The sequence below is a fragment of the Massilia aquatica genome, assembly GCF_011682045.1.
Taxonomy (GTDB): Bacteria; Pseudomonadota; Gammaproteobacteria; order Burkholderiales; family Burkholderiaceae_D; genus Telluria_A; species Telluria_A aquatica.
Window position 1 is genome coordinate 1 of record NZ_VVIW01000044.1, and the last position, 24,855, is coordinate 24,855.

At 65.0% G+C, this 24,855-nt stretch carries 21 protein-coding genes and 2 riboswitches; of the genes, 9 read left to right on the plus strand and 12 right to left on the minus strand.

The annotated features are described in order from the left end of the window. Positions 1-432: carbohydrate-binding protein (locus F1609_RS32960; RefSeq protein ID WP_229422188.1), on the minus strand; the 432-nt coding region annotated here is incomplete at its 3' end. Positions 433-692: 260 nt separating this feature from the next. Beyond that, the gene (locus F1609_RS32965; protein WP_167081998.1) at positions 693-1,580 is read right to left on the minus strand and encodes a CPBP family intramembrane glutamic endopeptidase; all 888 of its coding nucleotides are present in this window, start codon (positions 1,578-1,580) and stop codon (positions 693-695) included. Positions 1,581-1,790: 210 nt separating this feature from the next. On the opposite strand from F1609_RS32965, the gene F1609_RS32970 reads away from it, so the two are divergent. Together F1609_RS32970 and F1609_RS32975 are read left to right on the plus strand one after the other, a co-directional pair. Continuing rightward, entirely contained in the window at positions 1,791-3,428 is a 1,638-nt protein-coding gene (locus F1609_RS32970; RefSeq protein WP_167082000.1) for a M28 family peptidase, read from the plus strand. A gap of 64 nt (positions 3,429-3,492) precedes the next feature. Further along, entirely contained in the window at positions 3,493-4,188 is a 696-nt protein-coding gene (locus F1609_RS32975) for a dienelactone hydrolase family protein (protein ID WP_167082002.1), read from the plus strand. A 14-nt stretch (positions 4,189-4,202) separates the two neighbouring features. On the opposite strand, the gene F1609_RS32980 is transcribed toward F1609_RS32975, so the two are convergent. The 8 genes from F1609_RS32980 to F1609_RS33015 form a co-directional block, all read right to left on the minus strand. Then, on the minus strand, positions 4,203-4,709 hold the full coding sequence (locus tag F1609_RS32980; protein WP_370661702.1) for a hypothetical protein: 507 nt from the start codon (positions 4,707-4,709) through the stop codon (positions 4,203-4,205). A 5-nt stretch (positions 4,710-4,714) separates the two neighbouring features. Beyond that, on the minus strand, positions 4,715-5,251 hold the full coding sequence (def, locus tag F1609_RS32985; RefSeq protein ID WP_167082004.1) for a peptide deformylase: 537 nt from the start codon (positions 5,249-5,251) through the stop codon (positions 4,715-4,717). Further along, positions 5,248-6,141, minus strand: a complete 894-nt coding sequence (gene galU / locus F1609_RS32990; RefSeq protein ID WP_167082006.1) for a UTP--glucose-1-phosphate uridylyltransferase GalU — start codon at positions 6,139-6,141, stop codon at positions 5,248-5,250. Before galU ends, def begins: the two co-directional genes overlap by 4 nt. Continuing rightward, positions 6,128-8,161 carry an NAD-dependent DNA ligase LigA gene (gene ligA / locus F1609_RS32995; protein ID WP_167082030.1) on the minus strand — a complete coding sequence of 678 codons (2,034 nt, stop codon included), beginning with the start codon at positions 8,159-8,161 and terminating at the stop codon, positions 6,128-6,130. Before ligA ends, galU begins: the two co-directional genes overlap by 14 nt. 65 nt (positions 8,162-8,226) lie before the next feature. Next, positions 8,227-9,381, minus strand: coding sequence for a cell division protein ZipA C-terminal FtsZ-binding domain-containing protein (locus F1609_RS33000; RefSeq protein ID WP_167082008.1), 1,155 nt, complete (start codon positions 9,379-9,381; stop codon positions 8,227-8,229). Continuing rightward, positions 9,378-12,905, minus strand: coding sequence for a chromosome segregation protein SMC (smc, locus tag F1609_RS33005; RefSeq protein WP_167082010.1), 3,528 nt, complete (start codon positions 12,903-12,905; stop codon positions 9,378-9,380). Before smc ends, F1609_RS33000 begins: the two co-directional genes overlap by 4 nt. 184 nt (positions 12,906-13,089) lie before the next feature. Beyond that, positions 13,090-13,758, minus strand: coding sequence for a phosphatase PAP2 family protein (locus tag F1609_RS33010; RefSeq protein ID WP_187363188.1), 669 nt, complete (start codon positions 13,756-13,758; stop codon positions 13,090-13,092). Positions 13,759-13,888: 130 nt separating this feature from the next. Beyond that, positions 13,889-16,315: a DUF1631 family protein gene (locus F1609_RS33015; RefSeq protein WP_167082012.1), complete on the minus strand. Its 2,427-nt coding sequence runs from the start codon at positions 16,313-16,315 to the stop codon at positions 13,889-13,891. A gap of 258 nt (positions 16,316-16,573) precedes the next feature. On the opposite strand from F1609_RS33015, the gene F1609_RS33020 reads away from it, so the two are divergent. Together F1609_RS33020 and F1609_RS33025 are read left to right on the plus strand one after the other, a co-directional pair. Beyond that, a complete protein-coding gene (locus tag F1609_RS33020) occupies positions 16,574-17,182 on the plus strand; it encodes a hypothetical protein (RefSeq protein ID WP_167082014.1) in 609 nt (202 codons plus the stop codon). A 183-nt stretch (positions 17,183-17,365) separates the two neighbouring features. Then, positions 17,366-17,635 carry a hypothetical protein gene (locus F1609_RS33025; protein ID WP_167082016.1) on the plus strand — a complete coding sequence of 90 codons (270 nt, stop codon included), beginning with the start codon at positions 17,366-17,368 and terminating at the stop codon, positions 17,633-17,635. 158 nt (positions 17,636-17,793) lie between these two features. On the opposite strand, the gene F1609_RS33030 is transcribed toward F1609_RS33025, so the two are convergent. Next, positions 17,794-18,354, minus strand: a complete 561-nt coding sequence (locus F1609_RS33030) for an ATP-dependent Clp protease proteolytic subunit (protein WP_167082018.1) — start codon at positions 18,352-18,354, stop codon at positions 17,794-17,796. Positions 18,355-18,489: 135 nt separating this feature from the next. Then, a riboswitch (glycine riboswitch) is annotated at positions 18,490-18,575 on the plus strand. An 18-nt stretch (positions 18,576-18,593) separates the two neighbouring features. After that, positions 18,594-18,699: riboswitch (glycine riboswitch) on the plus strand. Between the two features lie 72 nt (positions 18,700-18,771). Between F1609_RS33030 and gcvT the strand changes: the two genes are divergently transcribed. From gcvT to gcvP, 3 genes are all read left to right on the plus strand, one after another. Then, entirely contained in the window at positions 18,772-19,890 is a 1,119-nt protein-coding gene (gcvT, locus tag F1609_RS33035) for a glycine cleavage system aminomethyltransferase GcvT (protein ID WP_167082020.1), read from the plus strand. A gap of 59 nt (positions 19,891-19,949) precedes the next feature. Beyond that, positions 19,950-20,330 carry a glycine cleavage system protein GcvH gene (gene gcvH / locus F1609_RS33040; RefSeq protein WP_167082022.1) on the plus strand — a complete coding sequence of 127 codons (381 nt, stop codon included), beginning with the start codon at positions 19,950-19,952 and terminating at the stop codon, positions 20,328-20,330. Between the two features lie 107 nt (positions 20,331-20,437). Continuing rightward, positions 20,438-23,335: an aminomethyl-transferring glycine dehydrogenase gene (gene gcvP / locus F1609_RS33045; protein ID WP_167082024.1), complete on the plus strand. Its 2,898-nt coding sequence runs from the start codon at positions 20,438-20,440 to the stop codon at positions 23,333-23,335. 235 nt (positions 23,336-23,570) lie between these two features. On the opposite strand, the gene F1609_RS33050 is transcribed toward gcvP, so the two are convergent. Continuing rightward, the gene (locus tag F1609_RS33050) at positions 23,571-24,020 is read right to left on the minus strand and encodes a cache domain-containing protein (protein WP_370661704.1); all 450 of its coding nucleotides are present in this window, start codon (positions 24,018-24,020) and stop codon (positions 23,571-23,573) included. 198 nt (positions 24,021-24,218) lie between these two features. Here F1609_RS33050 and F1609_RS33055 point away from each other — a divergent pair, with 198 nt between their 5' ends. After that, complete coding sequence (locus tag F1609_RS33055; protein ID WP_167082026.1) at positions 24,219-24,575, plus strand: hypothetical protein; 357 nt, start codon at positions 24,219-24,221, stop codon at positions 24,573-24,575. Beyond that, positions 24,572-24,855: cupin domain-containing protein (locus tag F1609_RS34335; RefSeq protein ID WP_370661703.1), on the plus strand; the 284-nt coding region annotated here is incomplete at its 3' end. The genes F1609_RS33055 and F1609_RS34335, both read left to right, overlap by 4 nt.

The window sequence follows — 24,855 nt, forward strand, 5'->3', positions numbered from 1 at the left end:
CTTGTTGTATTTGACTTTGTCGTGGTGGTTGTCGTGGGTGTGGTGGTTGTTGTTCTGGGCGTTGGTGTTGGGGGGGTTGGTTGTGGTGGGTGTCGGTGTCGGTGTCGGTGTCGGTGTCGGTGTCGGCGTGGTGCCGCACGAGCCGCTCACCGTCCACGGCTTGCCACTTCCGGCGGCCCCGCTGTTGGTCGATGGATTGTCGCCCTGCGTCCAGTAGGCGGCCGTGTAGTTGATCCCCCCGTGGCTGACCGATTTGCCACCATCATAGACAGTGGCGCTGTTCCACGCTGCGTAACAGACGCTCGTTGCCGCCAGCATGCTGCTTTGGGATGACTGGGTGCCGGTGGACGTATTGTCGCTGCCGCCGCCGCACGCGGCCAGCGATCCGCCCAGTACGCTGATGATGAGGCTGTTGATGATTGTTCTGTTCAATTGAGGCTCCCTGTCAAATTGTCGGGGCACTTGCGTGCCGGAGATAAACCTGGCCGATCCGTGTGCCGCGCTCACTCCGTGCCCGCGCGGTGCTGGCGGAATCGGTTTACACGACAATTCCGATGCTTTATGTGCAATATCGGTATACCAATATAACACCAATAACAGGATATATGCATGCCAAACTGGAGGAAATTAATACCAAAATGGGCCACTGCGGTGCGGAGAGCGCATGCTGACGCAAGACATGCCTGGCCAGCTTAGACATTGCCAAGGCGCGGGTAAGTGAACGCGATGAAGTGCAAGCTGTTGAGCGCCAGATGCGTCAGGATGGCCGTTTCAATGCGCTGCGAGCGCAGGAAGGCGTACCCGTAGCCCAGGCCGGCCAGGGACGCCAGGCCAACAAACATCCACCCTCCCCGCGCGTGCGCCAGCCCGAACAGCAGCGCCGCCACGCACATGGCGATGGCCGGTCCGGCCGTCCAGCGATTCATCGCCCGCGTCAATTGCACCTGGATGAAGCCACGGAAAAACGCTTCCTCGGTCACGCAGGTAAACAGCAGATTGAGTGCGATGAATACCGGCGTGTACGCCAACAGCTTGAGATCCACATCCACGTAGCCCACCAGCAGCCCCACTGGCAGCACGAGCAGCGGCGTGCCGAGGATGATCCAGTAATGGCGCCCGACCTCGCGCCATTGCCCGGCCGTGCGCGCCGGCACGCAGAACAGCGCAAACAGGATCAGCCCGGCGGCGGCGGTATCGAAATTGAGCCGCTGCGTCACCGGTCTGGCCGCCGCGCTGATCAGCATATCGGTCACCAGCGGCGGATTGACGAATCCCGGAAAACGGTGCATCGACAGCGCCAGCATCATGCACCCCATCGCCACCATCAACAGCACCTGCAACGGCCCGTTTCGACAGTTCCGCGCCGCATACGCCAGCGCACCCAGCACGGCGATGGCGCCGATTGCCGCCAGCGACAGCAGGCCGGTCGCCAGGCCGCTCGCGCAGGCAAGCACCAGCAAGCACAGCCATGGCGCCACAGTCAATCCTGGACGCAGCTTGACGGGCGCGAGCCACAGCGAACAGATGGCAAGCGCCAGCAGTCCGTACGTTGTCACGAGCGCGGCAGAGAGATGAAGCATGCTGGTTTTCCGATCAGGCTGGCTAGTGCAAGAATGGCGATACGCGGATGGGTGACTGTGGGGCAAGCCCGCAGGCGGTCAAAGTTGCAAAATTGTAATTGATAAGCCGTCCCTAAGTAAACAGCGGCCAGCGCCCGCAGCGAACCCGCATTGCTTCCCTGCCCCATTCGTGGCAGGATGCTCCCCCTGAACATTTTCATTGGAGCATCAATGCGCCGCGTTTCCGCACTCGCCATCGGCCTCGTCCTCGCCAGCGCCCCGGCCCTCGCCCAGAAACGTGCCGCCGGCGCGGCCACTACGCCCACGGTCACGGAAGCGCCGCTGCGCGCGCACCTGTCCTTTTTGGCCGACGACATGCTCGAAGGGCGCGGCACCGGCCAGCGCGGCGGCGAACTGGCCGTGCGCTACCTTGAAACGCAGGCCGCCGCGATTGGCCTGTTGCCGGGCGCCGGCAAGAGCTACCGCCAGTCCGTGAAAATGGTCGGCACCAGGACGCTGCCCACCAGCGCGGTGAGCTTCGCGGTGGGCGGCAAAACGCTCGCGCCCAAGCTGGGCACGGAGATCGTCTTCAATAACGCCAGCGGCAAGCCCAAAGTGCGTTTCGATGCGCCGGTGCTGTTCGTCGGCTACGGCATCAGCGCCGAGGACGAACATTGGGACGACTACCAGGGCGTCGACGTCAAGGGCAAGCTCCTGATCATGATGGTCAACGACCCCAAGCCGACGGCGGCGGAACCGAACCGCTTCGGCGGCAAGTCGCTCACCTATCCCGGGCGCTGGATGTACAAGTATGAAGAAGCGCTGCGCCGCGGCGCCGCCGGCGTGCTGCTCATTCACACGACCGAGTCCAGCTCGTATCCGTGGAGCGTGCCGGCCAACGGCATGAGCAAGGAGCAGTTCCACCTGGCCGGCCCAGGCAACGCGCTGCAAGGCTGGCTGCAGGAAGACACCGCGCGCGCCCTGTTCACCGCCGCCGGCCACGACCTCGATGCGCTGCGCGCCAGGGCCGAAGTACGCGGCTTCAAGGCGGTCGACCTGAACGCGCGCGCCAGCGTCGCGGTCGACAGCGCGATCCGCCCGGTCGAACAGTTCAACGTGGCCGGCATCGTGCCCGGCACCGATCCCAAACTAAAGGAGCAGGCCGTGATCTACTCGGCCCACTGGGACCACCTGGGCATCGACAGCGCCGACGGCAAGCCGGACCACATCTGGAATGGCGCGGTCGATAACGCCTCGGGTACGGCGGCCCTGTTGGCGATGGCACAGGCGGCGGTGCGCCAGCCGGCCAGGCGCACCCAGATTTTCCTGTGGCCGTGCGCCGAAGAACAGGGCCTGATCGGCAGCCTCGGTTACGTGCGCGAGCCACTCTGGCCGCTGGCCAAAACGGCGGCCGACCTGAACCTCGACAGCATGAATTTCGTGGGTGTCACGCGCGACATCGGCGTGGCCGGCGCGGAGCGCAGCAGCCTGCACGCCAGCGCCGCCAAGGTAGCCAGGGCGATGGGCCTGCGCCTGGCGCCCTCGACGCCGGACCTGGGCGGGGCCTACTTCCGCGCCGACCATTTCAACTTCGCCAAAGCGGGCGTGCCGGCCTTTAACGTGGGGTCGGCCGTGTTCTCGGGCGACGGCAGCTTCGAATTCGACCACGACCACGGCACGTCGAGCGCCAGGATGGTCAGCTTCAAGGACCACTACCACCAGGTCAGCGACGAATACAACCCGGCCTGGGATTTGCGCGGCATGGTGCAGCAGGCGCAGTTCACGCTCAACCTGGGCTACGAAGTCGCCAATGCGGCGGCCATGCCGACCTGGAACAAGGGTGATCCTCTGGGGAAGGTCAAGCGCTAAGCGGGCGAGCCGGTTTGGCGCTTTGTGCGACCATGGCCTCCTCATTACCGCGAGGAGGCAGCACATGAACCAACGCATCACCATCGACACGCCGGACGGCAGCTTTAGCGCCTACGTCGCCCGCCCGGCCGCCACGCCGGCGCCAAGCATCGTCGTCCTGCAGGAGATCTTCGGCATCAACGCCGATTTGCGCGAAACCTGCGAGCGGCTGGCCGCGCAAGGCTACATCGCGGTCTGCCCCGACCTGTTCTGGCGCCTCGAACCAAATGTGGAACTGACCGACAAGTCCGACGCCGAATGGAAAAAAGCCATGGGGCTGTACAAGGCGTTCGACATCGACAAGGGCGTCGACGACATCGCCGCCACCCTGGCGGCGGCGCGCGAGCTGCCCGGCGCGAGCGGCAAGGCTGGGGTGATGGGCTTTTGCATGGGCGGCCTGCTGACCTTTCTCAGTGCCACCCGCGCCAAACCCGACGCCGCCGTGGCCTACTACGGCGGCGGCACCGAGAAACACGCCGACGCCTTCAAGACGCTGGCCTGCCCGCTCATGATGCACCTGGGCGAAGCCGACGAATACATTTCAGCCGAGGCCCGCGCCGCCATCGCCAGGGCCGCCGAGGGCAATCCGCTGGTGCAGATTTTCACTTACCCCGGCCAGAACCACGCCTTCGCGCGCTGGAACGGCGTGCATTTCGACGCCCAGGCGGCGGCGCAGGCCAACGAACGGACGCGGGCCTTCTTCGCGCAGCACCTCAAGTAAGCGACTCGTACCGCTTATTCGAACAGCTTGAGTTTGAGCTGGACCGAAATCCCGCCATGCAGCCGGTCTTTGTAGGTCGGCACCACCGCCACGTTCACGCCCACGCGCTTGTACTCGAATGTGGCGGTCGGAATCGCCGCCAGGAACCAGCCGCCGTCGCGCATCTTCGGGTAGCCGTCAAAGCCGCCGAACACCGCGCCGAAGCGCACGCCCGCATACGACAGGGGCTGGTAATACATGCCCGCGTATTTGGAGTGCTGGCGGTCGCTGTTGAAGAAACGCCCTGCGGTGAACGCCGAATCTTCAGACAGGCGGTACTCGACGCCGATCCCGGGATTGCGCCCGTTCAGGTCCTTGTCGCTCTGAAAGTGGTAGGTCGCAAAGCCGCTGGTCAGCCACAACTGGCTGCGCTTGGCGCTGCCGTCGAATGCCTTGGCCTCGGGCGTGGCCGCATCCTGGGCCAGCGCCGGCGCGCACGCCAGCAGGGCCAGTCCCAGACCCGTCAAAGTTTTCAAGATCATCGTCATCAATCGTCGTCCTCAGGGTCCATGTCGGGGAACATGACCGAGGTATAGCCAAATTTGCTGAAGTCCGTGATCCGCATCGGATACAAAATACCGAGCAGGTGGTCGACTTCGTGCTGCACCACGCGCGCATGAAAACCGTCGACCTCGCGATCGATGCGATTGCCATGCTGGTCCACGCCTTCGTAGCGCAGGCGGGTAAAGCGCGGCACGCTGCCGCGCAGTCCCGGCACCGACAGGCAGCCTTCGAAGGCCTCTTCCTTTTCATCGGACAAGGGCGTGAGCACCGGATTGATCAGCACTGTCTGCGGCACCGCCGGCGCGTCCGGATAGCGATCGTTGTCCTTGAAGCCGAAGATCACCAGTTGCAGGTTCACGCCGATCTGCGGCGCCGCCAGCCCCGCGCCATTCGCATGGTGCATGGTGTCGAACATGTCGGCGATCAGCGCCTCCATGGCCGGCGTGCCGAATTCGGTCACCGGTTCGGCCACGCGCAGCAGGCGCGCATCACCCATTTTAAGAATCTCGCGGATGGTCATGAGAAGTTCTGCTCGCGGTGAAGTTGTTCGAGGAAGGTGCGGAAGCCTTCGCCGGTTTCAGGATGCTTCAGACCCATCGCCGTCATCGCCGTCAGGTAGCCCAGCTTGGAGCCGCAATCGTAGCGCTGGCCGGCGTAGCGGTAGGCCAGCACCCGTTCGGCTGCCATCAGCGCGGCAATGCCGTCGGTGAGCTGGATTTCGCCGCCGGCGCCGGTGCCGATGTGCTCCAGGTAGCGGAAAATCTTGGGCGACAAAATGTAGCGTCCCACCACCGCCAGGGTCGACGGCGCCACCTCAGGCATCGGCTTTTCGACGATCTGCGACACCAGTTCCAGGTTTTCGCGGTACGAGGTGGCTTTCACGATGCCGTACTGGCGCGTGTTCGCGCGCGGTACCTCCTGCACCGCCAGCACGCTGCACTGCTCGTAGGCGTAGACGTCGGTCATCTGCGCCAGCACCGGACGCTCGCCCGGATCGGTGTCCATGAAGTCGTCTGCCAGCAGCACCGCGAACGGCTCGTCGCCGACCACCGGGCGCGCGCACAGCACGGCGTGCCCGAGGCCCAGCGGCGCCGACTGGCGGATATAGATGCAGTTAATGTTCTTCGGGATCACGTTGCGCACCAGTTCGAGCAGCGCTTCCTTGCCGGCCGCTTCGAGTTCCGATTCGAGTTCGTAAGCCTTGTCGAAATGGTCTTCAATGGCGCGCTTGTTACGGCCCGTGATGAAGATCATTTCGGTGATGCCGGCGGCGACTGCCTCTTCGACCGCATACTGGATCAGCGGCTTGTCGACGATCGGCAGCATTTCCTTCGGCTGGGCCTTGGTGGCCGGCAGAAAACGGCTACCCAGACCGGCTACGGGAAAGACTGCTTTTCTAACTGGATTCATCTTGATTCGGTTCCGTGGAAGATGCTGTCGCCAGCAGTGAAAGAAGGGCCGCTTCGTCGAGGAGCGTGATGCCGAGCTCCTGCGCCTTGGCCAGTTTGCTGCCGGCATCCGCCCCGGCAACGACGTACGATGTTTTTTTCGATACCGATCCGGCCACCTTGCCGCCGGCCGCTTCGACCAGCGCGCCGGCTTCGTCGCGCGACAGGGTCGGAAGGGTGCCGGTGATGACAAAGGTCTTGCCGGCCATGGCGCCGGTGTTTTTCATCACATGCTCGCCTTCCTTCCAGCGCAGCACACCGGCCATGGTGCGCACCAGCGCCAGGTTGTCGGCGTCGGTCAAGAATTCGCTGATCGAGCGCGCCACGATCGGGCCGATGTCGGGTACTTCCAGCAGTTGCAGGCCGCCTTCGAAGCTGGCCGCGTGCAGCAGCGCCTCCAGGTTGCCGAAGTGCTGGGCCAGCGCCTTGGCGGTCGATTCGCCGACGTTGCGGATGCCGAGCGCGTAAATGAAGCGCGCCATGGTGGTGTCGCGCGATTTTTCGAGCGCGTCGATCACGTTCTGGGCCGACTTGGCGGCCATGCGCTCCAGGCCCGCCAGCTTGTCCTTGTCGAGCGTGTACAGATCGGCCGCGGTGTTGACCAGGCCCTTGTCGACCAGTTGCTCGATCAGCTGGTCGCCCAGCCCTTCGACGTCGATCGCGCGGCGCGACACGAAGTGCATCAGGCCGCCCTTCTTCTGGGCGCTGCAATGGGTCCAGCCGCCGGAGCAGCGCGCCACGGCTTCGTCGTCCAGGCGCACGATGGGCGAGCCGCACACCGGGCAGTTGGCGGGCATGACGAATTCGCGCACGTCCGCAGGCCGGCGATCGGCCACGAACGAGACCACTTCCGGAATCACGTCGCCGGCGCGGCGCACGATGACCGTGTCGCCGATGCGGATATCCTTGCGCCGCACTTCGCCTTCGTTGTGCAAGGTGGCGTTGGTGACGTTCACGCCGCCCACGTTGACCTGCGCCAGCCGCGCCACCGGGGTAATGGCGCCGGTGCGGCCGACCTGCACTTCGATGTCGAGCACTTGCGTGAGCGCTTCTTCAGCCGGGAATTTGTGGGCGATCGCAAAGCGCGGCGCGCGCGACACAAAACCGAGCTGCTGCTGGTGTTCGAGGCGGTTGACCTTATAGACCACGCCGTCGATTTCGTAGGCCAGACTTGGGCGGCGCTTGCCGATGTCGCGGTAGTAGTCGATCAGGCCTTGCGCGCCGGTGACCACGGCGCGCTCGCTGGAGACCGGCAGGCCGAGCGTCTGGTACCAGTCCAGCAGGGCCGAGTGCGACGGCGGCATGTCGGCGCCTTCCAGCGCCCCCACGCCGTACGAGAAGAAGCGCAGGCTGCGCGTGGCCGTGATGCGCGAGTCGAGCTGGCGCAGGCTGCCGGCGGCGGCGTTGCGCGGATTGGCGAACTCCTTCTGGCCGGCGTCGCGCTGGCGCGCATTGAGCTTGGCGAAATCGGCCTTGTACATCAGTACTTCGCCGCGCACTTCCAGCACCGCCGGCACCGTGTCGCCGTGCAGGCGCAGCGGAATGGCGCGCACCGTGCGGATATTGGCGGTGACGTCTTCGCCGGTGGCGCCGTCGCCGCGCGTGGCGGCCTGCACGAACACGCCGTTTTCGTAGCGCAGGCTGATCGCCAGGCCGTCGAATTTGAGCTCGGCCGCATACTCGACTTCTTCGGCGCCCAGTCCTTCGCGCGCGCGGCGATCGAAGTTGACGATGTCGTCGTCTTCGAAACCGTTATTCAAGGACAGCATCGGGATGCTGTGCCTGACCTGCTTGAACTCCGGCAGCGGTGTCGCGCCCACGCGGTAGGTGGGCGAATCGACCGACACCGCTTCCGGGTGGGCCGCTTCGAGCGCCTGCAGTTCGCGAAACAGGCGGTCGTATTCGGCGTCCGGAATGGTCGGCGCATCCTGCACGTGGTACGAGAAAATGTGGCGATTCAGTTCGGCCGTGAGCTGCGCCATGCGGCCGAGGTCATCGCTGTTGTGCGTTGTTGTTGTCGTTGTCGTGGTCACGATGATGTTTTCTGTTAGCTGAACAAGCGCATGGCGCGCGTCGAACCGGCCGGAATGTCGGCCGCGTCCATCTCCTGGTAGAAATCGAGCACCTGGCTGTTGATTTCGTTGAGTGCCTGGTCGGTCAGCGGCTGGTCGCTGTCGTCGACGATGACCGCGTCCAGGCGCCCCACCAGGGCCCTGGCGCAATCGAGCATGGCGCCGAAGCCGTTGCGCGCCGGCGCCACGCATGGCACGTCCAATAGCAAGGTCAGGCGCGAGGTGGTGTCGGCGCCCAGGGTGACATTGGTGGTCAGGGTGAACAGCTGGCCGCCGTCGCCGTCGGGCATGATGTAGCGGCCATCGGGACGCACGTCGAAGCCCTGCTTTTCCAGGGCGCCGATCAGGGTCGCGATCGACCATGGCGCGCCGTACGACATGAGGTTCACGCCCAGTTGCGCATCGTGGCCGGCCACGAAGCGGTGCAAGGTGCGCGACTCGCCCATGACTTCGATCATGTCCGGGATTTCCGGCTCGGCGCCGATGTCGTCGGCCACCGCGCGCAGGCGCGTGACCAGTTCGGAGTATTCGAGTTCGTTCAGCGCCGTGGTGCGGCTGGCCATCTGCACGCCGGCTTGCAGCTTGGTGTACACGCCGCCGTGGACGATCGGTTCCCAGTCGCCGTTGACGTGCAGGCCGATGAAGTGCACCGGCTTGTTGCCGACGTGGCGCAGGGTGTGCAGGATCGGCAGGATTTTGTCGCCCCGCACCGGGGCTTCGAGCGCCAGCGGAATCAGGACATCGATCAGCGGGTCGACCAGGCTGGTGGCCTGTTCGGCGGCCGGGGTGATCAATTCCACGGGTGCGACCACGGGGGCCACCGGCACGCCTGGGGCCAGCGGGGCATCCTCGGCATGCGCGGCTGCCGGCGCGGGGCTGGCGGCCGGCGCGCTGGTGGCGGCGGCAGGTACCGGCACCGGCGCAGCGGCGGCCACCGGGGCCGGATTGATGTCCAGGGTCGGTTCGCTGCGCACGATGTCGCCGGGGCGCAGCAGCACGTCGTCGTGTTCGGACGCGAAGGCGCGTTCGACGCTCTTCTTGGCCTTGTGCTCCTGCCATTTGTTGTATGCGAAGACGCCGGCGACGAATACGCCGGCCGCGCCGATCAGGCTCATTTGTAAATCTGTCATGCTGCTTGTGCCTCGGTAGCAAAATTCGCGGCGGACTCCATGTCCACCGCCACAATGCGCGATACGCCCTGCTCCTGCATCGTCACACCGATCAGTTGATTGGCCATTTCCATCGCAATTTTATTGTGCGAGATGAAAAGGAATTGAGTATGCTCCGACATCCGCTTCACCATCCGGCAAAAGCGCTCGGTGTTGGCGTCGTCCAGCGGCGCATCGACCTCGTCGAGCAGGCAGAATGGCGCCGGATTAAGGCGAAACATCGAGAACACCAGCGCGGTCGCGGTCAGCGCTTTTTCGCCGCCCGACAGCAAGTGGATGGTGGCGTTCTTCTTGCCCGGCGGCTGCGCCATGACCTGCACGCCGGCGTCGAGGATCTCGTCGCCCGTCATCACCAGCCTGGCGTTGCCGCCGCCGAAGAGGATCGGGAACAGTTCCGAAAAATGGTGATTGACCTTGTCGAAGGTATCTTGCAGCAGTTCGCGCGTTTCCTTGTCGATGCGCGCGATCGCGTCTTCCAGCGTGTTGATCGCTTCGACCAGGTCGTTGTTCTGCGCGTCGAGGAAGTTCTTGCGCTCGGACGCCTGCGCCAGCTCGTCGAGCGCGGCCAGGTTGACCGCCCCCAGCAGCGCAATCGCATTCGTCAGGCGCGTCACCTCGCCTTGCAGGTAGGACGGCTTCATGTCGGGATGGAGCTTTTCGGAGAGCGCCGCTTCGTCGGCGTCGACCGTCTTGAGCGCTTCGGCGAACTGCTCCTGGTTCAGGCGCGCGGCCTGCTCCTTGAGCTGCATTTCCATGATCTTGTCGCGCTGCGGTTGCAGGCTGCGTTCGGACTGGGTGCGCGCGTCTTCCGCCGCGCGCAGTTGCTGCGTAATCTGGTCCAGTTCATGGCGCGCGTCGGACAGCGCTTTTTCCTGGCTGGTACGGCGCTCGAGCAGGTCTTGCAGGCCGTCGCTGGCGGCCCCGCTCTCCAACGCTTCGAGCTCCATCTGGCCGACCGCGATGCTCTCGCCCACCTGCTGCGCCTGCTGGGTGGCAGTGGCGATGCTGCGGCGTAGCTCGTCGATCCTGCTGCGCTGGGATTTTTCGGCGAACTGCGCTTCCTGCGCGGCGCGTTCGAGCTCGCGCAGTTTCTCGCGCGCGTCGGCCAGCGCCTGTTCGCGCGCCAGGAACTCGGTCTGGCCGTCCTCGTGCGCGCCCTGCAATTCGGCCAGTTCCATGTCGAGCTGTTCGAACTTTTCTTCGGACTCCATGCGGATCTGCTGCTGCTCTTCTTCCTGCGCCGCGATCTCGGCCAGGTCGGCGCCGATCTGCGTGCTGCGCTGGTTGAAGCGCGCCTCGACCTCGGACTGCTTGACCACCTCGATCTGCAAGGCGTGCACGCCCTGGGTGAGCGTAGCGACGCGCTGGCGCGCATCCTGCAGGCGGCGCGTCAGGTCCGACATGGCGGCGTCGGCGCGCACCGCGCGGGCGCGCGCTTCGTCGGCCAGCATGGTCTGCGCGCGCAGCTGCTTGCCGATGTTGTCGATCTCCTGCTGGCGTCCCAGCATGCCATCCTGCTCGCTGTCGGCGGCGTAAAAACGCACGCTCGACTGGGTGACCACGTGGCCCTGGCGCGTGATGAACGCGCCGCCCTGCGGCAGGCGCGCGCGTTCGGCAAAGGCGCTGGCTGCGTCGTCGGCGGCGAACACATTGTGCAGCCAGTCGTTCAACAAGCCGCGCAGGCCAGGCTCGTTCAGCTTGAGCAGGCTGGCGAAGGATTTCAGGCCCGGGATGTCGGCAGGCGCACCCGCGCTGGCCAGCGAGGGGGCGTACAGCGCCAGCCTGGCCGGCGGCGCATCGCTGAAAAAGGCCTTGGCCCATTCGATATTCGACATTTCGAGCGCGCCGGTGCGCTCGCGCAGCACCGCTTCGAGCGCCGTTTCCCAGCCTTGTTCGATGCCCAGCTTTTGCCACAGGCGCGGCAGCGCATCGAGTTCGTGCTTTTGCAGCCAGGGCTGGACCTTGCCCTGGGTTTGCACGCGTTCCTGCAGCTGCTTCAGGGCCGACAGGCGCGCTTCGAGCTGCGCGTTGGCCGCCGTCTCGGCATTGACCTGGGCCTGGGCGGCGCCGCGTTCTTCCTCGGTGCGTTGCTGCTGTCCGGTCGCTTCTTCCAGCAGCATGGTCTGCTCTTCCAGCGCCTGCTGCTTTTCCTCCAGCTGCATGCGCAGGTTGGCGAGGTAGCTGCTGTCGGGCAGATTGAGGCCATTCTTTTCCTGCTGCAGGCGCTCGCGCCGCGTTTGCAGGCCATTAAGGATATTCGAGGCATTGCGCTGGTGCGCCGATTCGAGTTCGATCTGCTGCTGCGCCTGCATGATGCGGGCGCGCGATTCGGTGGTCTTGTGCTGCGCCGCGCGCCAGGCCGCGTCCAGCTCCGGCAGGCGCTCGCCCTGGGCTTCGGCGTTCATCTGCGACTGTTCCACCCGACCGCCCAGTTCTTCGAGCAGGTACCCGGCTTCTTCGACCTGCTGCTGGTAATCGCCGCTCTGGGTCTGCCACTGGTTACGCTGGGCGTTCAGCGCGGCCAGCTGGTTGTGCAGGCGGCTGCGCGATTCGATCACGAACTTGATCTGCGCTTCCAGGCTGCCGATTTCGGCGTTGGTCTGGTACAGGTGGCCCTGCGCCGTGTGCAGGCGGTCGCCCACCGCAAAGTGCGCCTGGCGCAGGTGCTCCAGATCGAGTTCGACGTGGCGCAGCCTGGCGGTCTGCTCTTCCAGGTCGGTCTGGGCCTGCTCCATCTCGCGGAAATAGCGATTCTGCTCGGTCTGCGCTTCGTTCTTGCGCAGCAGCCAAAGGAGCTTCTGCTTTTCTTCCTGGTCCGCCTGCAGCGAGTGAAAGCGGTTGGCCACGACCGCCTGCGCCTCGAGTTTTTCGAGGTTGGCGTTCAGTTCGCGCAGGATGTCTTCCACGCGCAGCAGGTTTTCGCGCGTGTCGCTCAAGCGGTTTTCGGTCTCGCGCCGGCGTTCCTTGTACTTCGAGACGCCGGCCGCTTCTTCCAGGAACACGCGCAGTTCTTCCGGGCGCGACTCGATGATGCGCGAGATCATGCCCTGGCCGATGATGGCGTAGGCGCGCGGACCGAGGCCGGTGCCGAGGAAAATGTCCTGGATGTCGCGCCGGCGCACCGGCTGGCTGTTGATGTAGTAGGTCGAGGTGCCGTCGCGCGTGAGGGTGCGCTTGACCGCGATTTCGGCGTACTGGCCCCATTGGCCGGAAGCCTTGCCGTCGTTATTGTCGAACACCAGTTCGACCGAGGCGCGCCCGGCCGGCTTGCGGTGGGTCGAGCCGTTGAAAATGACGTCCTGCATCGACTCGCCGCGCAGCTCGGAGGCCTTCGATTCGCCCAGCACCCAGCGCACCGCGTCGATGATGTTCGACTTGCCGCAACCATTGGGACCGACCACGCCAACCAGCTGCCCCGGCACCTGGAAATTGGTGGGATCGACGAATGACTTAAATCCCGACAATTTGATGGAAGACAGGCGCACGTTGTATAGATAGCTCGGGAATCTTAAAGGTGGCCATCATACCATTTGTTGTCATGTTTTCGGGTGAAGAGGCAGGGCGACAGCGGTGAGTTCTTTGCCGAGCGGAGGTGCCTTGGATTCCCGCCTGCGCGGGAAGTCATTTCTGCCAGTGGCAGAAATGACGGTTTTGAGGTCAGCGAAAGCGTCAAAAACACACGTAATTAAAGTAGCGCTCGTCCTTCGGGCATGGCGGCGAGTACGGATTGCGGGTCGGGCCCCAGGTGGCCGTGGTGTACACGCGGTCGGCGCCGGACAGGCCGAGCGCCAGTCCCGTCATCCATTGCTGCGAACTGTGCGCGTCGCCCTTGTAGGGAATGCATAGCAGCGCCACGCTGAGCGCAATCAGGACCGGGCTCGGCTGGAACTGGCGGTTCGAGCGCACCAGCGCAATGAAAGCGGCGGCGCAGGCCAGCCCCAGCATGGCCCCGAGGATCGCTTCCGACACGCTGTGCGTGTCGACCATCACGCGCGCCAGCGACACGCCCAGCGCCAGCAGCACGCCGACGGAAACGGCCACGTAGCGCCACAGCTTGGGCCGTCCGCACAGCGCCAGGTAGGCCGCCACCGGGAACACGGCGGCGGCGCGCGCGGCGTGGCCGCTGAAACCGGCGAAATGGACCGCTTCGATGCCCACGCCCCAGCCCAGAAAGGCGACCTTGCTGGCGATGACGGTCAACAGGGTGGCGCCGAACAGCAGGCACCAGTACAGGGCGCGGCGGCGGCAATGGCCGGCGGCCAGCCAGACGGCGATGGCCACGCCCAGGGGTGCGGTGACGGCGATGCCGCCCAGCGCGCTAAGGTGATACCAATTCATAGACAAAAGCCGGAAGTGAAAAAAGCCGGGCCTGACCGGCGCTGCAAGCAACGGTCAGGCACGGCCGGAATGATACGCGAATGTTAACAATGTGCGGATACCAACCAAACATCCTTGCCTGCGACCCGCCTCAGGCGGCGACCGAGTGCGCCTTTTCCGAGTCGCTGAGCGCCTCGTCCATGGCCTGCGACAGCGCCCGGCTGACCACGCCCTCGACCGTCATCACGCGCACGCGCTGGGCGCGGTAGGCTTCGATGAGCTTGTCGGACGAGAGCGAAAATGCTTCCTGGCGCGCCCCGGTGGAGAAGATGTAGAGCGTGCGAAGCGGGCTGATCCAGGCCAGCTTGACCTTGCGGATGCTGCCGTCCGGATCGGTAAATTCGATCCACATATTGCGCTCCAGGGCGTCGACCCCAAGTTCGGCGTCGTCCAGCTCGGCGTGAGCCGCTTCTTCAGCCGCGGCCAGCGCTTCGTTTTCCTTGTCCAGCCGGCGCATGGCGTCTTGCTGGGCCACTTCGACGGCGATTTCGAGCTGGCGTTCCGGGGTGATGTCGAGCGGCGCGCGCACGATCGAGGCGTGGCACTCGGCCAGGTCGGCGAAAAACTGGATGCGGTCGGCATCCTGCCATTTGATGACGTCGAGCCATTTGTTCAGGGTCGCCAACAGGCTCGGCAGCTTGCCGATCAGGTCGCGTCGCTGTTCGTGGGTGATCTTCGGCTTGACGCTCCAGATCAGCTCATCCATGGTCTTGGTGGCGTTGCCGACCGCGCCCGGCTTGTCGTCCTCGACGCTGTAGGCGACCGTCATCACCGAGGTCCACTTTTTCTCAAGGAACGTTTCCAGCATGGCGACCACCTGGCCGCTGCCGACCCGCGCCGCGACCGCGGTCCTGGCCGAGCGGGTGGCGGCGGTGACTTTTTCCTTGCGCAGGGCGTCCGCGATCGGCGCCGCAATGGCGCTGGCCGCCGCATGTTCCTCGGCCTTGATGGTTTCTTCGAGCTCGGCCACCACTTCCGAAAACACATCGACCGGCGCGCCGCCGTCGTCCTGCTCGCGCCCGACCCGCTCGACGCTGCGCTGCATCACCTGGAACAGCGGATCGTCGGGACCGGAGCGCTGCTCCAGGCCCATGGTCGACATCAGGTCGATCATGCGGCGCGCCGGGTGCGTTTCTTCGAAGAAGAAATTCTTGTCGGCCAGCGCGGCCTTGAGCACCGGAATTTGCAGCGACTGGATCAGGTCGCGCGAATCCTTGGGAATGTTCGGATCGAGAAAGACCGTCTCGAAAATCTTCGACAGCAGGTCGATGGTGCTCTCATCGCCGCGCGACAGTGTTCCTTTTGGAATGCTTTCCTTCAAACGCGGCAAATAGAACACATTCCCCGTCTGCGCTTCCACCGGCGTCGGTGCGCTATTGCCGAACTGGGCAGGCAGCCCGCCCTGGAAGCCCTGGAAACCCTTGAGCACCTCAAGCAGCGAAGCCGGCACCAGCACCTGGCCAGCCTCCCCCGGCTGGCCGAAGCCGCCTGCCGCGATCCCACCGCCGCCGGCGAACTGTGGCGCCGCGAAGCCGGGCGCGGCATGCACGCCCTGCCCTGCCGCGCCACTGTGGGCCGGCGGGCCGCCCTGCCATGGCGCGGGCACGCTGGCCTCGGCGCTGGCGGCGCCTGGCGCGCCCTGGAACGCGGCCGCGCCGCTCGGGCGCCAGCCGCCGCCGGACGGCGCCATGGCCGGCAGGTCGGGGATCATCGGAATATCGAACGACGCCGCCGGCGCCTGCTCCTCGTCGCTGAGGAACTGGCGCAATTGCTTGGCCAGCTCGGCCTGGCTGCTGGCGCGCGCCTTTTTGGCCGCGACCGCGCTTTCGGTTTTCTTGATCTTGAAGGCATCCACCGAACCGGGCTGCACGTTCTTGTTGATCAGCAGGTCGCACAGGGCGTCGTACATCGGCGCGAAATCGAACAGCAGCGCCGGGCGCAGCATCGGCAGGATCAGGCTGTGGGCGTCCGGGTCCGGCTCGAACTCGCGCCAGGCCTGGTGCAGCGCCGACAGGAACATCTCGGGACGGAACGGATTCTGGCCGATGCGCAGCACCTCGCGTTCGAGCAGGAAGCCGAGACGCACGTTGAGGGTGGCGATCTGGGTCGCATACTGCATCTCGAAGGGGCGGCTGATGGCGTCGAACGCGACCCGGCTGTCCATCTCTTCATAGGGCACCAGCTCGAGCGTGGTCGACAAGGCGGCGACGGTTTTCTTGGGCGACGGCGCCAGCAATTCGATTTCGGCGCGCATGGCGCGCACGATACCGGAGGCGGCCACATGAAAGAATGCGTAAGTGTTGTTTTTAAGTAGATTACCCGCTTTCACCCGCAGGAACACCGTGCGCGCGTCGAGCGCGGGGTCGGTCACGTCCAGCAACGCCGCAACCAGGCGCGTCGCTACCGCCATCAATTGGTCATTGACGTGCTTGGTCACGCTACCCAGCAGCGTTTCCAGCAACTCGTGGCGTGACGGACCTGTCTTCCTTGCAGCGGTGGAGGGTGAAGGTGGAGCCATTGTCTGCTCGTTCGGGGTTAAAGATCTTTTGCCATAACAAACATTCTCTCACATTATTGCCAACCGGCAACCGGAAAGTTTGAAACAAAGTGTTATTTTTTGTTTAAGCGCATGATTAGTATGCTCATTCTTGCTTTTCCCTCAAGAAGAAGCGCGGAATCGTCATTTCAACGGTTGATTAAAAACAAATTCAAGAGCAGAAGTTTCTCTAACATAATAACAATTCCAAATAGCAACCCTTTCCTCAAGGACTTCGCCATGACAGCCAGCCGCCACCCCCATCTCAAGCTGAGCTTGACGCTGTGCTTCGCCATCCTGCTCGGCCTCGGTGCCTGGCTGGCGCTCGTACTGCTCAGTCAGCTTGCACTGATGGAGCCGGTAACGGCAGCGGCCGCCCAAAGTTTAGCCGACAATGGCGGCGCCTCGCGCTTTGTCCCCGCCGGCGCGGCCGCCAGCGGGGCCGAGGCCGAGGCCGAGGCCGCAGCCAACTACGCCAGCGCGCGCCTGTGGGTATGGTTTTGCATATGCGCCAACGGCATCGGGGCGGTCTTGCTGGGTTTGTGGTTGAGGGAGGCCACGCGCGTCACGGCCACGCCGGCGCCGATCCCGCCCGCCGCGCAGCCGGCGCCACGCGGCAAGCTGATCGAACGGGCCATGCACAGCCGCGGCGCGCACGGCGTCGGCGGGGCCGCCCCTGGCGCCATCCGCAGCCGGCCCGGCCCGGCATCATCCTGTTCCGCGGAGGCTGCGGCACGGCTGGCACGGGTGGCGCGCATCATCGACAACCTGGCCTTCCAGACCACCCTGCTCGCGGTCAACGCCGCCGTCGAGGCCGAACGCGGCAGCCGCATGCCGCCGCGTGCTTAAGTCCGTTCTTATTAGAATGTATTTCAATTTTGTAGGAACTAATCCTACACGAGTTCAAGGTGGATTCCGATACCTCTTCAACAGTGCGACTCCCATGATTGTGTCACCGGAAACGCTGACGAGCGCGCCTCTTCAGCCCCAACCGGCGAGCACGACATTTTCAAACTTCGAAAAGGAATGAACATGAACTCGAATCAGAAAAGCGGTCAAGGCAACAAGCAGAGCGATAGCTCCAGTTCCAACAAGCAATCGGGCTCGCAAGGCTCCGGCAGCGGCTCGGGCAACAAAACCGGCGGCACCCAGGGCGGCACGCATGAGCAGCACGTGGAAGCCGGCCGTCAAAGCCACAAGAATGACGACAGCAATTCGAAACAGTCCGGTTCGGGCTCGGGCAGCAAACAGTCGGGATCGTCTTCCGGCAGCGGCAGCAAAAGCGGCGACAGCAAAAGCTGATTAGTTTGATAGCGCGGGCGTCGCCGGGTTTCCGGGCGGCGCCATGCGGCAGTCAACAGGAAGCAATAGAACGAGTCTGCATCGGCCTGGCCGTTGACAGGCTCTTTTTTTGCCGCGCAAGTAAGGACCGCGGCCCGGCGCGTGGCCGGGCCCGCGCTTCAAATATTGCGGATACGCACGCCTTTGGGCGGCGCGAAATCGGCCACGTCATTGACCATGCGCGCCACCTTGGCGTCGCGCGCGGTCAGGTGCAGGTCGGAATACTGGTGGATCGCCCACTGCTCCGGCAGCAGCTCGATATGCTTGCGCAGGATCGATTCGGTGCGGGCGTCGTCCGCGCGCAGCCCTTCGACGATGATGTTCAGTGCGTCCGGACGCGCCCCCGGCGAGGCCGTGGCATGCGACTTGTGCACCATGAAACGCGCCGTTTCGCTGGCGTAGCGCCGGCTCCCGGACAAAAACAGGATCACGGCGATCGACGCCACCGCTCCCGCGTTGTACATCACAAACTTGACCGGGGAGTTGGAAAGGAAGTTGTACAGGCACAGGCCGTCGCTGACATAGCCGCCGTTGGACTGGATCAGCACATGCGCCGTTTCGACGCCGTTCTCGGTCATGCCGGACACCGCCTCGAACACGCGGTGCACCATATCGCTATTGACGTCGCCCGACAAAGTAAACCAGGCATCCGTCGATGGGGTCGTTTTTTCTTCGCTCATGGCTGTCTGCTCGCAAAGTAGATGAATTATTTTAACAAATCGGGAAAACCATGGGTTTCCATGTGCATCTCATTCGTGCGCCCCCCGCACGCCCCCGGCAAGGTTGACAGTTGCGCCCTGCTGGCATATCCTCCTCAGTCTTGATCGGGAGAGGGCAGCGCAGGCTGCCGCCGAAGGGGCATCACCCAAAAACTCTCAGGCAAAAGGACCGGTCAGGGGTCGGCGGCGCGCAGCGCCAACGGCTGAACTCTGGAGAGCGGCCGCGGCACCATGCCGGCGGCCCACCGAAGGGGCAGGCGGAGTTTTCTCCGCTATCTCTCAGGTATCAAGGACAGAGGGGCGCGAAGCATCACGGGACGGCAAAAGCCGATCCACGTCTGCTCGTCGTACCCCTATTTACTCTGCCTTGAGGATTCCATGACGCTTAAAACGACCCCGCTCAATTCCGCACACCGCGCCGCCGGCGCCAAGATGGTCGATTTCGGCGGCTGGGACATGCCTGTCAACTACGGCTCGCAGATCGAAGAACACCACGCGGTGCGCAGCGATGTCGGCATGTTCGACGTCTCGCACATGTGCGTGGTCGATATCGAAGGCGAAAACGCCCGCCCTTTCCTGCGCGGCCTGCTGGCCAATAACGTCGACAAGCTGCAGGTGACCGGCAAGGCGCTGTATTCGTGCATGCTCAATCCGCAGGGCTTCGTCATCGACGACCTGATCGTCTACTTCTTCAGCGAGACCTGGTTCCGCCTGGTCGTCAACGCCGGCACCGCGGAAAAAGACGTGGCCTGGATCGCAGCCCGGAACGACGCCACCAACAGCGGCGTGACCATCACCCAGCGCCGCGACGGCAATGCGCCGATGGCGCTGATCGCGGTGCAGGGCCCGAACGCGCGCGCCAAGGTATGGCAGGTACTGCCAACCACCCAGGCCGCGTCGGAACCGCTGAAACCATTTAACGCCGTCATCGTCAAGGACACCGCCTTCGGCGAAGTCATGGTGGCGCGCACCGGCTACACCGGCGAAGACGGCTTCGAGCTGGCCTTCCCCGCGTCCGAGGCCGAGAACCTGTGGAATGCGCTGGTGGCCGCCGGCGTCAAGCCGGCCGGCCTGGGCGCGCGCGACACCTTGCGCCTGGAAGCGGGCATGAACCTGTACGGCCAGGACATGGACGACACGGTCAACCCGCTCGACGCCGGCCTGGCCTGGACCATCGACCTGGTCTCGGAGCGCGACTTCATCGGCAAGACCGCATTGAAAGCCATGGGCCAGAACGCGCAGTACGTGGGCCTGATCCTGCGCGAAAAAGGCGGGATCCTGCGCGCGCACCAGAAAGTGCTGGCCGCTGACGGCACGACCGGCGAGATCACCAGCGGCACCTTCAGCCCGACCATGCAGGAAGCGATCGCCCTGGCGCGCGTGCCGATGGGCGTGGCCGTGGGCGACACCGTGCACGTCGAAATCCGCGACAAGAAGCTGGCCGCCAGCGTGATCAAGCTGCCGTTCGTGCGAAACGGTAAAATCCTCGCTGCCTGATCCAGGCATCACCTAATTAGAAGTACTTACATCGACCGCGACCTCTTGGAGCAAACACAATGAACATCCCAGCCGACCTGAAATACACCGAGTCCCACGAATGGGTGCGCGCCGAAGCTGACGGCACCCTCACCGTCGGCATCACCGAATACGCGCAGGACGCGCTGGGCGACATCGTCTTCGTCGAACTGCCAAAAGTCGGCAAGGTCTTCACCGCCGGCGACGACGCCGCCGTGGTCGAATCGGTCAAGGCAGCCAGCGACATCTATGCGCCGGTATCGGGCGAGTGCATCGCCGTCAACGACGCCGTCGCCGACGCGCCGGACTCGATCAACACCGACGCCTACGCGGCCTGGCTGTTCAAGCTCAAGCCGAGCGACGCCGGCGTCATCAACGGCCTGCTCGACGCCACCGCCTACGGCAAAGCTACCGCAGAGTAAAAACTCCTGGCCGCCCCGATGACCATCGCGGCGGCCGTTTTTTTCAGTTCGCCGCCGAAGGGTTAGCAACCCGCGCCGCGGCAGTCCTTTTTTTGGCTCCCACTACCATGACCCGCACCAGCCTGACCCAACTCGAAGCACGCGACTCGTTCATCCCGCGCCACATCGGCCCTTCCGCCGCCGAACAGGCAGCCATGCTCTCCACGCTCGGCTATCCGTCGCGCGCGGCGCTGATCGACGCCATCGTGCCCGCCAATATCCGCAAGAAGAGCAAGCTGGAACTGGGCCAGTTCTTCGAGCCGATGCCGGAACAGGCCGCGCTGGGCAAGCTCAAGGCGCTGGCCGCCAGGAACAAGGTCATGAAGTCGATGATCGGCCAGGGCTACTTCAACAGCCATACGCCAGGCGTCATCCTGCGCAATATCTTTGAGAACCCGGCCTGGTACACGGCCTACACGCCGTACCAGCCGGAGATCTCGCAAGGCCGCCTGGAAGCCATTTTGAACTTCCAGCAAATGATCACCGACCTGACCGGGATGGGCATCGCCAACTCGTCGATGCTCGACGAAGGCACCGCCGCCGCCGAAGCCATGACCCTGATCCAGCGCGTCGGCAAGTCGGCCTCGAACGTGTTTTACGTCGCCGACGATGTGCTGCCGCAAACCCTGGAAGTGGTGCAGACGCGCGCCGAACCGATCGGCGTGGAAGTGCGCACCATCGCCGCCGCCGACATCGGCGCCCTGACCGAGCCCTGCTTCGGTGTGCTGATCCAGTACCCGGGCGTCAATGGCGACGTGCGCGACTACCGCGCCGCCGTCGAAAAACTGCACGCGGCCGGCGCCATGGTCGTTGCCGCCGCCGACCTGCTGGCCCTGACCCTGCTCACGCCGCCGGGCGACTGGGGCTGCGACGTGGTGGTCGGTAACAGCCAGCGCTTCGGCGTGCCGCTCGGTTTCGGCGGCCCGCACGCCGGCTACCTGGCCACGCGCGACGAATTCAAGCGCAGCATGGCCGGCCGCCTGGTGGGCGTGACCATCGACGCGCAGGGCAACAAGGCTTACCGCCTGGCCCTGCAAACGCGCGAGCAGCACATCCGCCGCGAAAAAGCCACCTCCAATATCTGCACCGCGCAGGTGCTGCTGGCGGTGATGGCCTCGATGTACGCGGTCTACCACGGTCCGAAGGGCTTGCAGCGCATCGCCCGGCGCGTGCACCGCTTCACCGCCATCGCCGCCGCCACACTCGGCCAGCTCGGCTACGAGATCGTCAACACCACCTGGTTCGACACCCTGACGATCAAGAGCGCGCGCGCGGCCGAACTGCACGCGATCGCCATTGAACACGGCGTCAACCTGCGCAAGGTCGACGCGCAGCACGTCGGCATCTCGCTCGACGAAACCACCACCCGCGACGACATCGCGCTGCTGTGGACCATCTTCTCGCAAGGCGTCCCGAACGCCCCGGCGTCGCCAGACTTCGACGCGTTTGATGCAAGCGCGCAGGACGCCTTCCCGGAAGCGCTGGCGCGCACCAGCACGTATTTGACGCATCCGACCTTCAACCGCTATCACGCGGAGCACGAAATGCTGCGCTACCTGCGCGGCCTGGCCGACAAGGACCTGGCGCTCGACCGCACCATGATCCCGCTCGGGTCCTGCACCATGAAGCTCAACGCGACCAGCGAAATGATCCCGGTCACCTGGCCTGAATTTTCGAACATTCACCCGTTCGCACCCGACGCGCAGACGGTCGGCTACCGCGAGATGATCGGCCAGCTGGAAGACATGCTGTGCGCACTGACCGGCTACGCGGCCGTGTCGCTGCAGCCGAACGCCGGCTCGCAGGGCGAGTACGCGGGCCTCTTGGTGATCAAGGCTTATCATGAATCGCGCGGCGAAGGCCACCGCAACATTTGCCTGATTCCGTCGTCGGCGCACGGCACCAATCCGGCCTCGGCCAACATGGTCGGCATGAAGGTGGTCGTCACCGCCTGCGACGCCAGCGGCAACGTCGACCTGGCGGACCTGAAAGCCAAGGCCGAGCAGCACAGCGCCAACCTGGCCTGCGTGATGGTCACCTATCCATCCACCCACGGCGTGTTCGAAGAAGGCATCCAGGAGTTGTGCGAGATCATCCACTCGCACGGCGGCCAGGTCTACATCGACGGCGCCAACATGAACGCGCTGGTCGGCGTGGCCGCGCCGGGCAGCTTCGGCGGCGATGTGAGCCACCTGAACCTGCACAAGACTTTCTGCATCCCGCACGGCGGCGGCGGCCCGGGCGTCGGCCCGATCGGCGTGGGCGCGCACCTGGCCAAGTTCCTGCCGAACCAGCGTTCGACCGGCTACACGCGCGACCAAGCCGGCATCGGCGCGGTCAGCGCGGCGCCGTTCGGCTCGGCCAGCATCTTGCCGATTTCGTGGATGTACATCGCGATGATGGGCGGCGAAGGCCTGACCGCCGCCACCGAAACGGCGATCCTGGCCGCGAACTACATCGCGCGCCGCCTGGCGCCGCACTACCCTGTGCTGTACACCGGCCACGACGGCCTGGTGGCGCACGAGTGCATCCTGGACCTGCGTCCGATCACCGACGCCACCGGCATCAGCAACGAAGACGTGGCCAAGCGCCTGATGGACTTCGGTTTCCATGCGCCGACCATGAGCTTCCCGGTGCCGGGCACCCTGATGATCGAGCCGACCGAAAGCGAATCGAAAGCCGAGATGGACCGCTTCATCGACGCCATGATCGCGATCCACGCCGAAATCGTGAAGGTCGAGCGTGGCGAGTACGACCGCATGGACAACCCGCTCAAGGGTGCGCCGCACACGGCCGAAGTGGTCACCGCCGACGTCTGGGAGCACAAGTACAGCCGCGAAGCGGCCGCCTTCCCGGTGGCGTCGCTGCGCAAGCAGAAGTACTGGCCGCCGGTCGGCCGCGCCGACAATGTGTACGGCGACCGTAACCTGTTCTGCGGCTGCGCGCCGATCAGCGACTACGAGTAAGCCGTTGTAGCGTTATCAGGGCCGCCGGGAAGCGAGCCGCGGATGCGGCGCGCGCTTCGTCGGCGGCCCTGCCTTTTCAGGCCCGGGCCCGCTGTGGTCGAACTGAAATCGCCCGCCCCACCCGTTCCCGCCTGCCGCACCGATTGCGCGATGGCGGCCAGAGCGCCGTCCTGCTCCCCGCCCCTGCCCGCTGCCAGCGCCGCGAACTTGCGTTCGATGGCGGCGCCCGAGCATGTCAGTGCTTGTAGACGCCGGCTTCGAGGGCCACGTCGCCAATGCGCAGCACGTACGTGGTCTTGTCTTCGACCTTGCCATTGGCCGGATTCCTGAACTTGTAGTCGACCCAGCCGCGCCCGGGGCCGTTGGCGATCGCAATCATCTCGTGCCGGAACAGCTTGCCGTCGGCGTCGGGCACGTCGCGCAGGTCCTTGCCGATCAGGGCCACCGTCGGATGGGCCACCGTGATGCCGCCCAGGTCGCGCATGGCCAGGTACAGCGCGCCCTGGTTGTACTCCGGGTGGCGGGTATTAATCAGTCGTATCATTTCTTCCTTGCCCTTGAGGCGCATGAAGCGCGCACCCTTCTCGGCCAGCGCGACCGCATCCTTTGCGGTCGGTTCGGCCGCCACGCCGCACGCCGCCGCGCCCCAGAAACAGGCCAGCCAGAGGCCGGCCTTGATGAGAATCTTCACAATGATGTCCTTCAACGTCGGTGAACGCGCATTCTGGCGCCGGCGCAGGTATGATTGTCTGCCAGCGGCTCTGCGCGAGATGAGTTTGCGCAATGTTTCCTGAGCGCATAGGTTAATTTACGCGTTCGCGCGGGGCGCCGGTTTGCGCAGGATCAATCGTGCGGACCGCGCCAACCCAGTCAAGGAAGAGAGATGGATCGTTCAGTTGTCGCCGTGTTGTTATCAGGTCTCGTGTTTCCGGGAACCGGGCAGTTTTACCTGGGTCGGCGCGCGCGCGCCTGCCTGTTCATGCTGCCGGCCCTGGTCGCGGCCATCTATTTTTTCAAGCAGGTGATCGACAGCGCCTCGCTGCTGGTCGATGAAGTGCTGCGCGGCGCGCTGCCGGCCGATCCGCTGCTGATCGCCGAACGCCTGCACCAGCAGGGCGAGACCGCCTCGCCGCTGATGAATGTGGCCGCCGCCGTGATGCTGGCGTGCTGGCTGGCCAGCGTGGCCGACGCCTGGCTGCTGGGCCGCGCCATGGCGCGTGGCGCGAAAGCGGCGCCATGAGGAGCCTGTCGCTGGTTTGCCTGCTGGGTCTGGCCCTGGGCGGCTGCACCGCGCCGCCGCCATCGCCATCGCCATCGGCGGGGGGCATCGTGCGCACGCAGGTGCACCGGGCCGCGTCATCGGTTCCCGGGCTTGATGCGGTGGTGATGCGGGTCGAGCTGGCGGCCGGCGCGCGCGCCCGCCGCCCCCCCCCACCCGGCGCTGAAAACCGCGAAGTGCTCGAAGGCGCAGGCCAGCGGCGGGTCGACCGCGCCCCCCCCCCCCAGCGTCGCGCCCGCGC

Coding starts and splice junctions, on each gene's coding strand:
- F1609_RS33030 (WP_167082018.1), bottom strand. CDS start 18,354: ATGAGCGAAGAAAAAACGACCCCATCGACGGATGCCTGGTTTACTTTG.
- gcvH (WP_167082022.1), top strand. CDS start 19,950: ATGAACATCCCAGCCGACCTGAAATACACCGAGTCCCACGAATGGGTG.
- F1609_RS33020 (WP_167082014.1), top strand. CDS start 16,574: ATGACAGCCAGCCGCCACCCCCATCTCAAGCTGAGCTTGACGCTGTGC.
- F1609_RS33015 (WP_167082012.1), bottom strand. CDS start 16,315: ATGGCTCCACCTTCACCCTCCACCGCTGCAAGGAAGACAGGTCCGTCA.
- F1609_RS33010 (WP_187363188.1), bottom strand. CDS start 13,758: ATGAATTGGTATCACCTTAGCGCGCTGGGCGGCATCGCCGTCACCGCA.
- gcvP (WP_167082024.1), top strand. CDS start 20,438: ATGACCCGCACCAGCCTGACCCAACTCGAAGCACGCGACTCGTTCATC.
- def (WP_167082004.1), bottom strand. CDS start 5,251: ATGACCATCCGCGAGATTCTTAAAATGGGTGATGCGCGCCTGCTGCGC.
- F1609_RS32965 (WP_167081998.1), bottom strand. CDS start 1,580: ATGCTTCATCTCTCTGCCGCGCTCGTGACAACGTACGGACTGCTGGCG.
- gcvT (WP_167082020.1), top strand. CDS start 18,772: ATGACGCTTAAAACGACCCCGCTCAATTCCGCACACCGCGCCGCCGGC.
- galU (WP_167082006.1), bottom strand. CDS start 6,141: ATGAATCCAGTTAGAAAAGCAGTCTTTCCCGTAGCCGGTCTGGGTAGC.
- F1609_RS33000 (WP_167082008.1), bottom strand. CDS start 9,381: ATGACAGATTTACAAATGAGCCTGATCGGCGCGGCCGGCGTATTCGTC.
- F1609_RS32975 (WP_167082002.1), top strand. CDS start 3,493: ATGAACCAACGCATCACCATCGACACGCCGGACGGCAGCTTTAGCGCC.
- F1609_RS33055 (WP_167082026.1), top strand. CDS start 24,219: ATGGATCGTTCAGTTGTCGCCGTGTTGTTATCAGGTCTCGTGTTTCCG.
- F1609_RS32980 (WP_370661702.1), bottom strand. CDS start 4,709: ATGATCTTGAAAACTTTGACGGGTCTGGGACTGGCCCTGCTGGCGTGC.
- F1609_RS32970 (WP_167082000.1), top strand. CDS start 1,791: ATGCGCCGCGTTTCCGCACTCGCCATCGGCCTCGTCCTCGCCAGCGCC.
- F1609_RS33025 (WP_167082016.1), top strand. CDS start 17,366: ATGAACTCGAATCAGAAAAGCGGTCAAGGCAACAAGCAGAGCGATAGC.
- ligA (WP_167082030.1), bottom strand. CDS start 8,161: ATGGCGCAGCTCACGGCCGAACTGAATCGCCACATTTTCTCGTACCAC.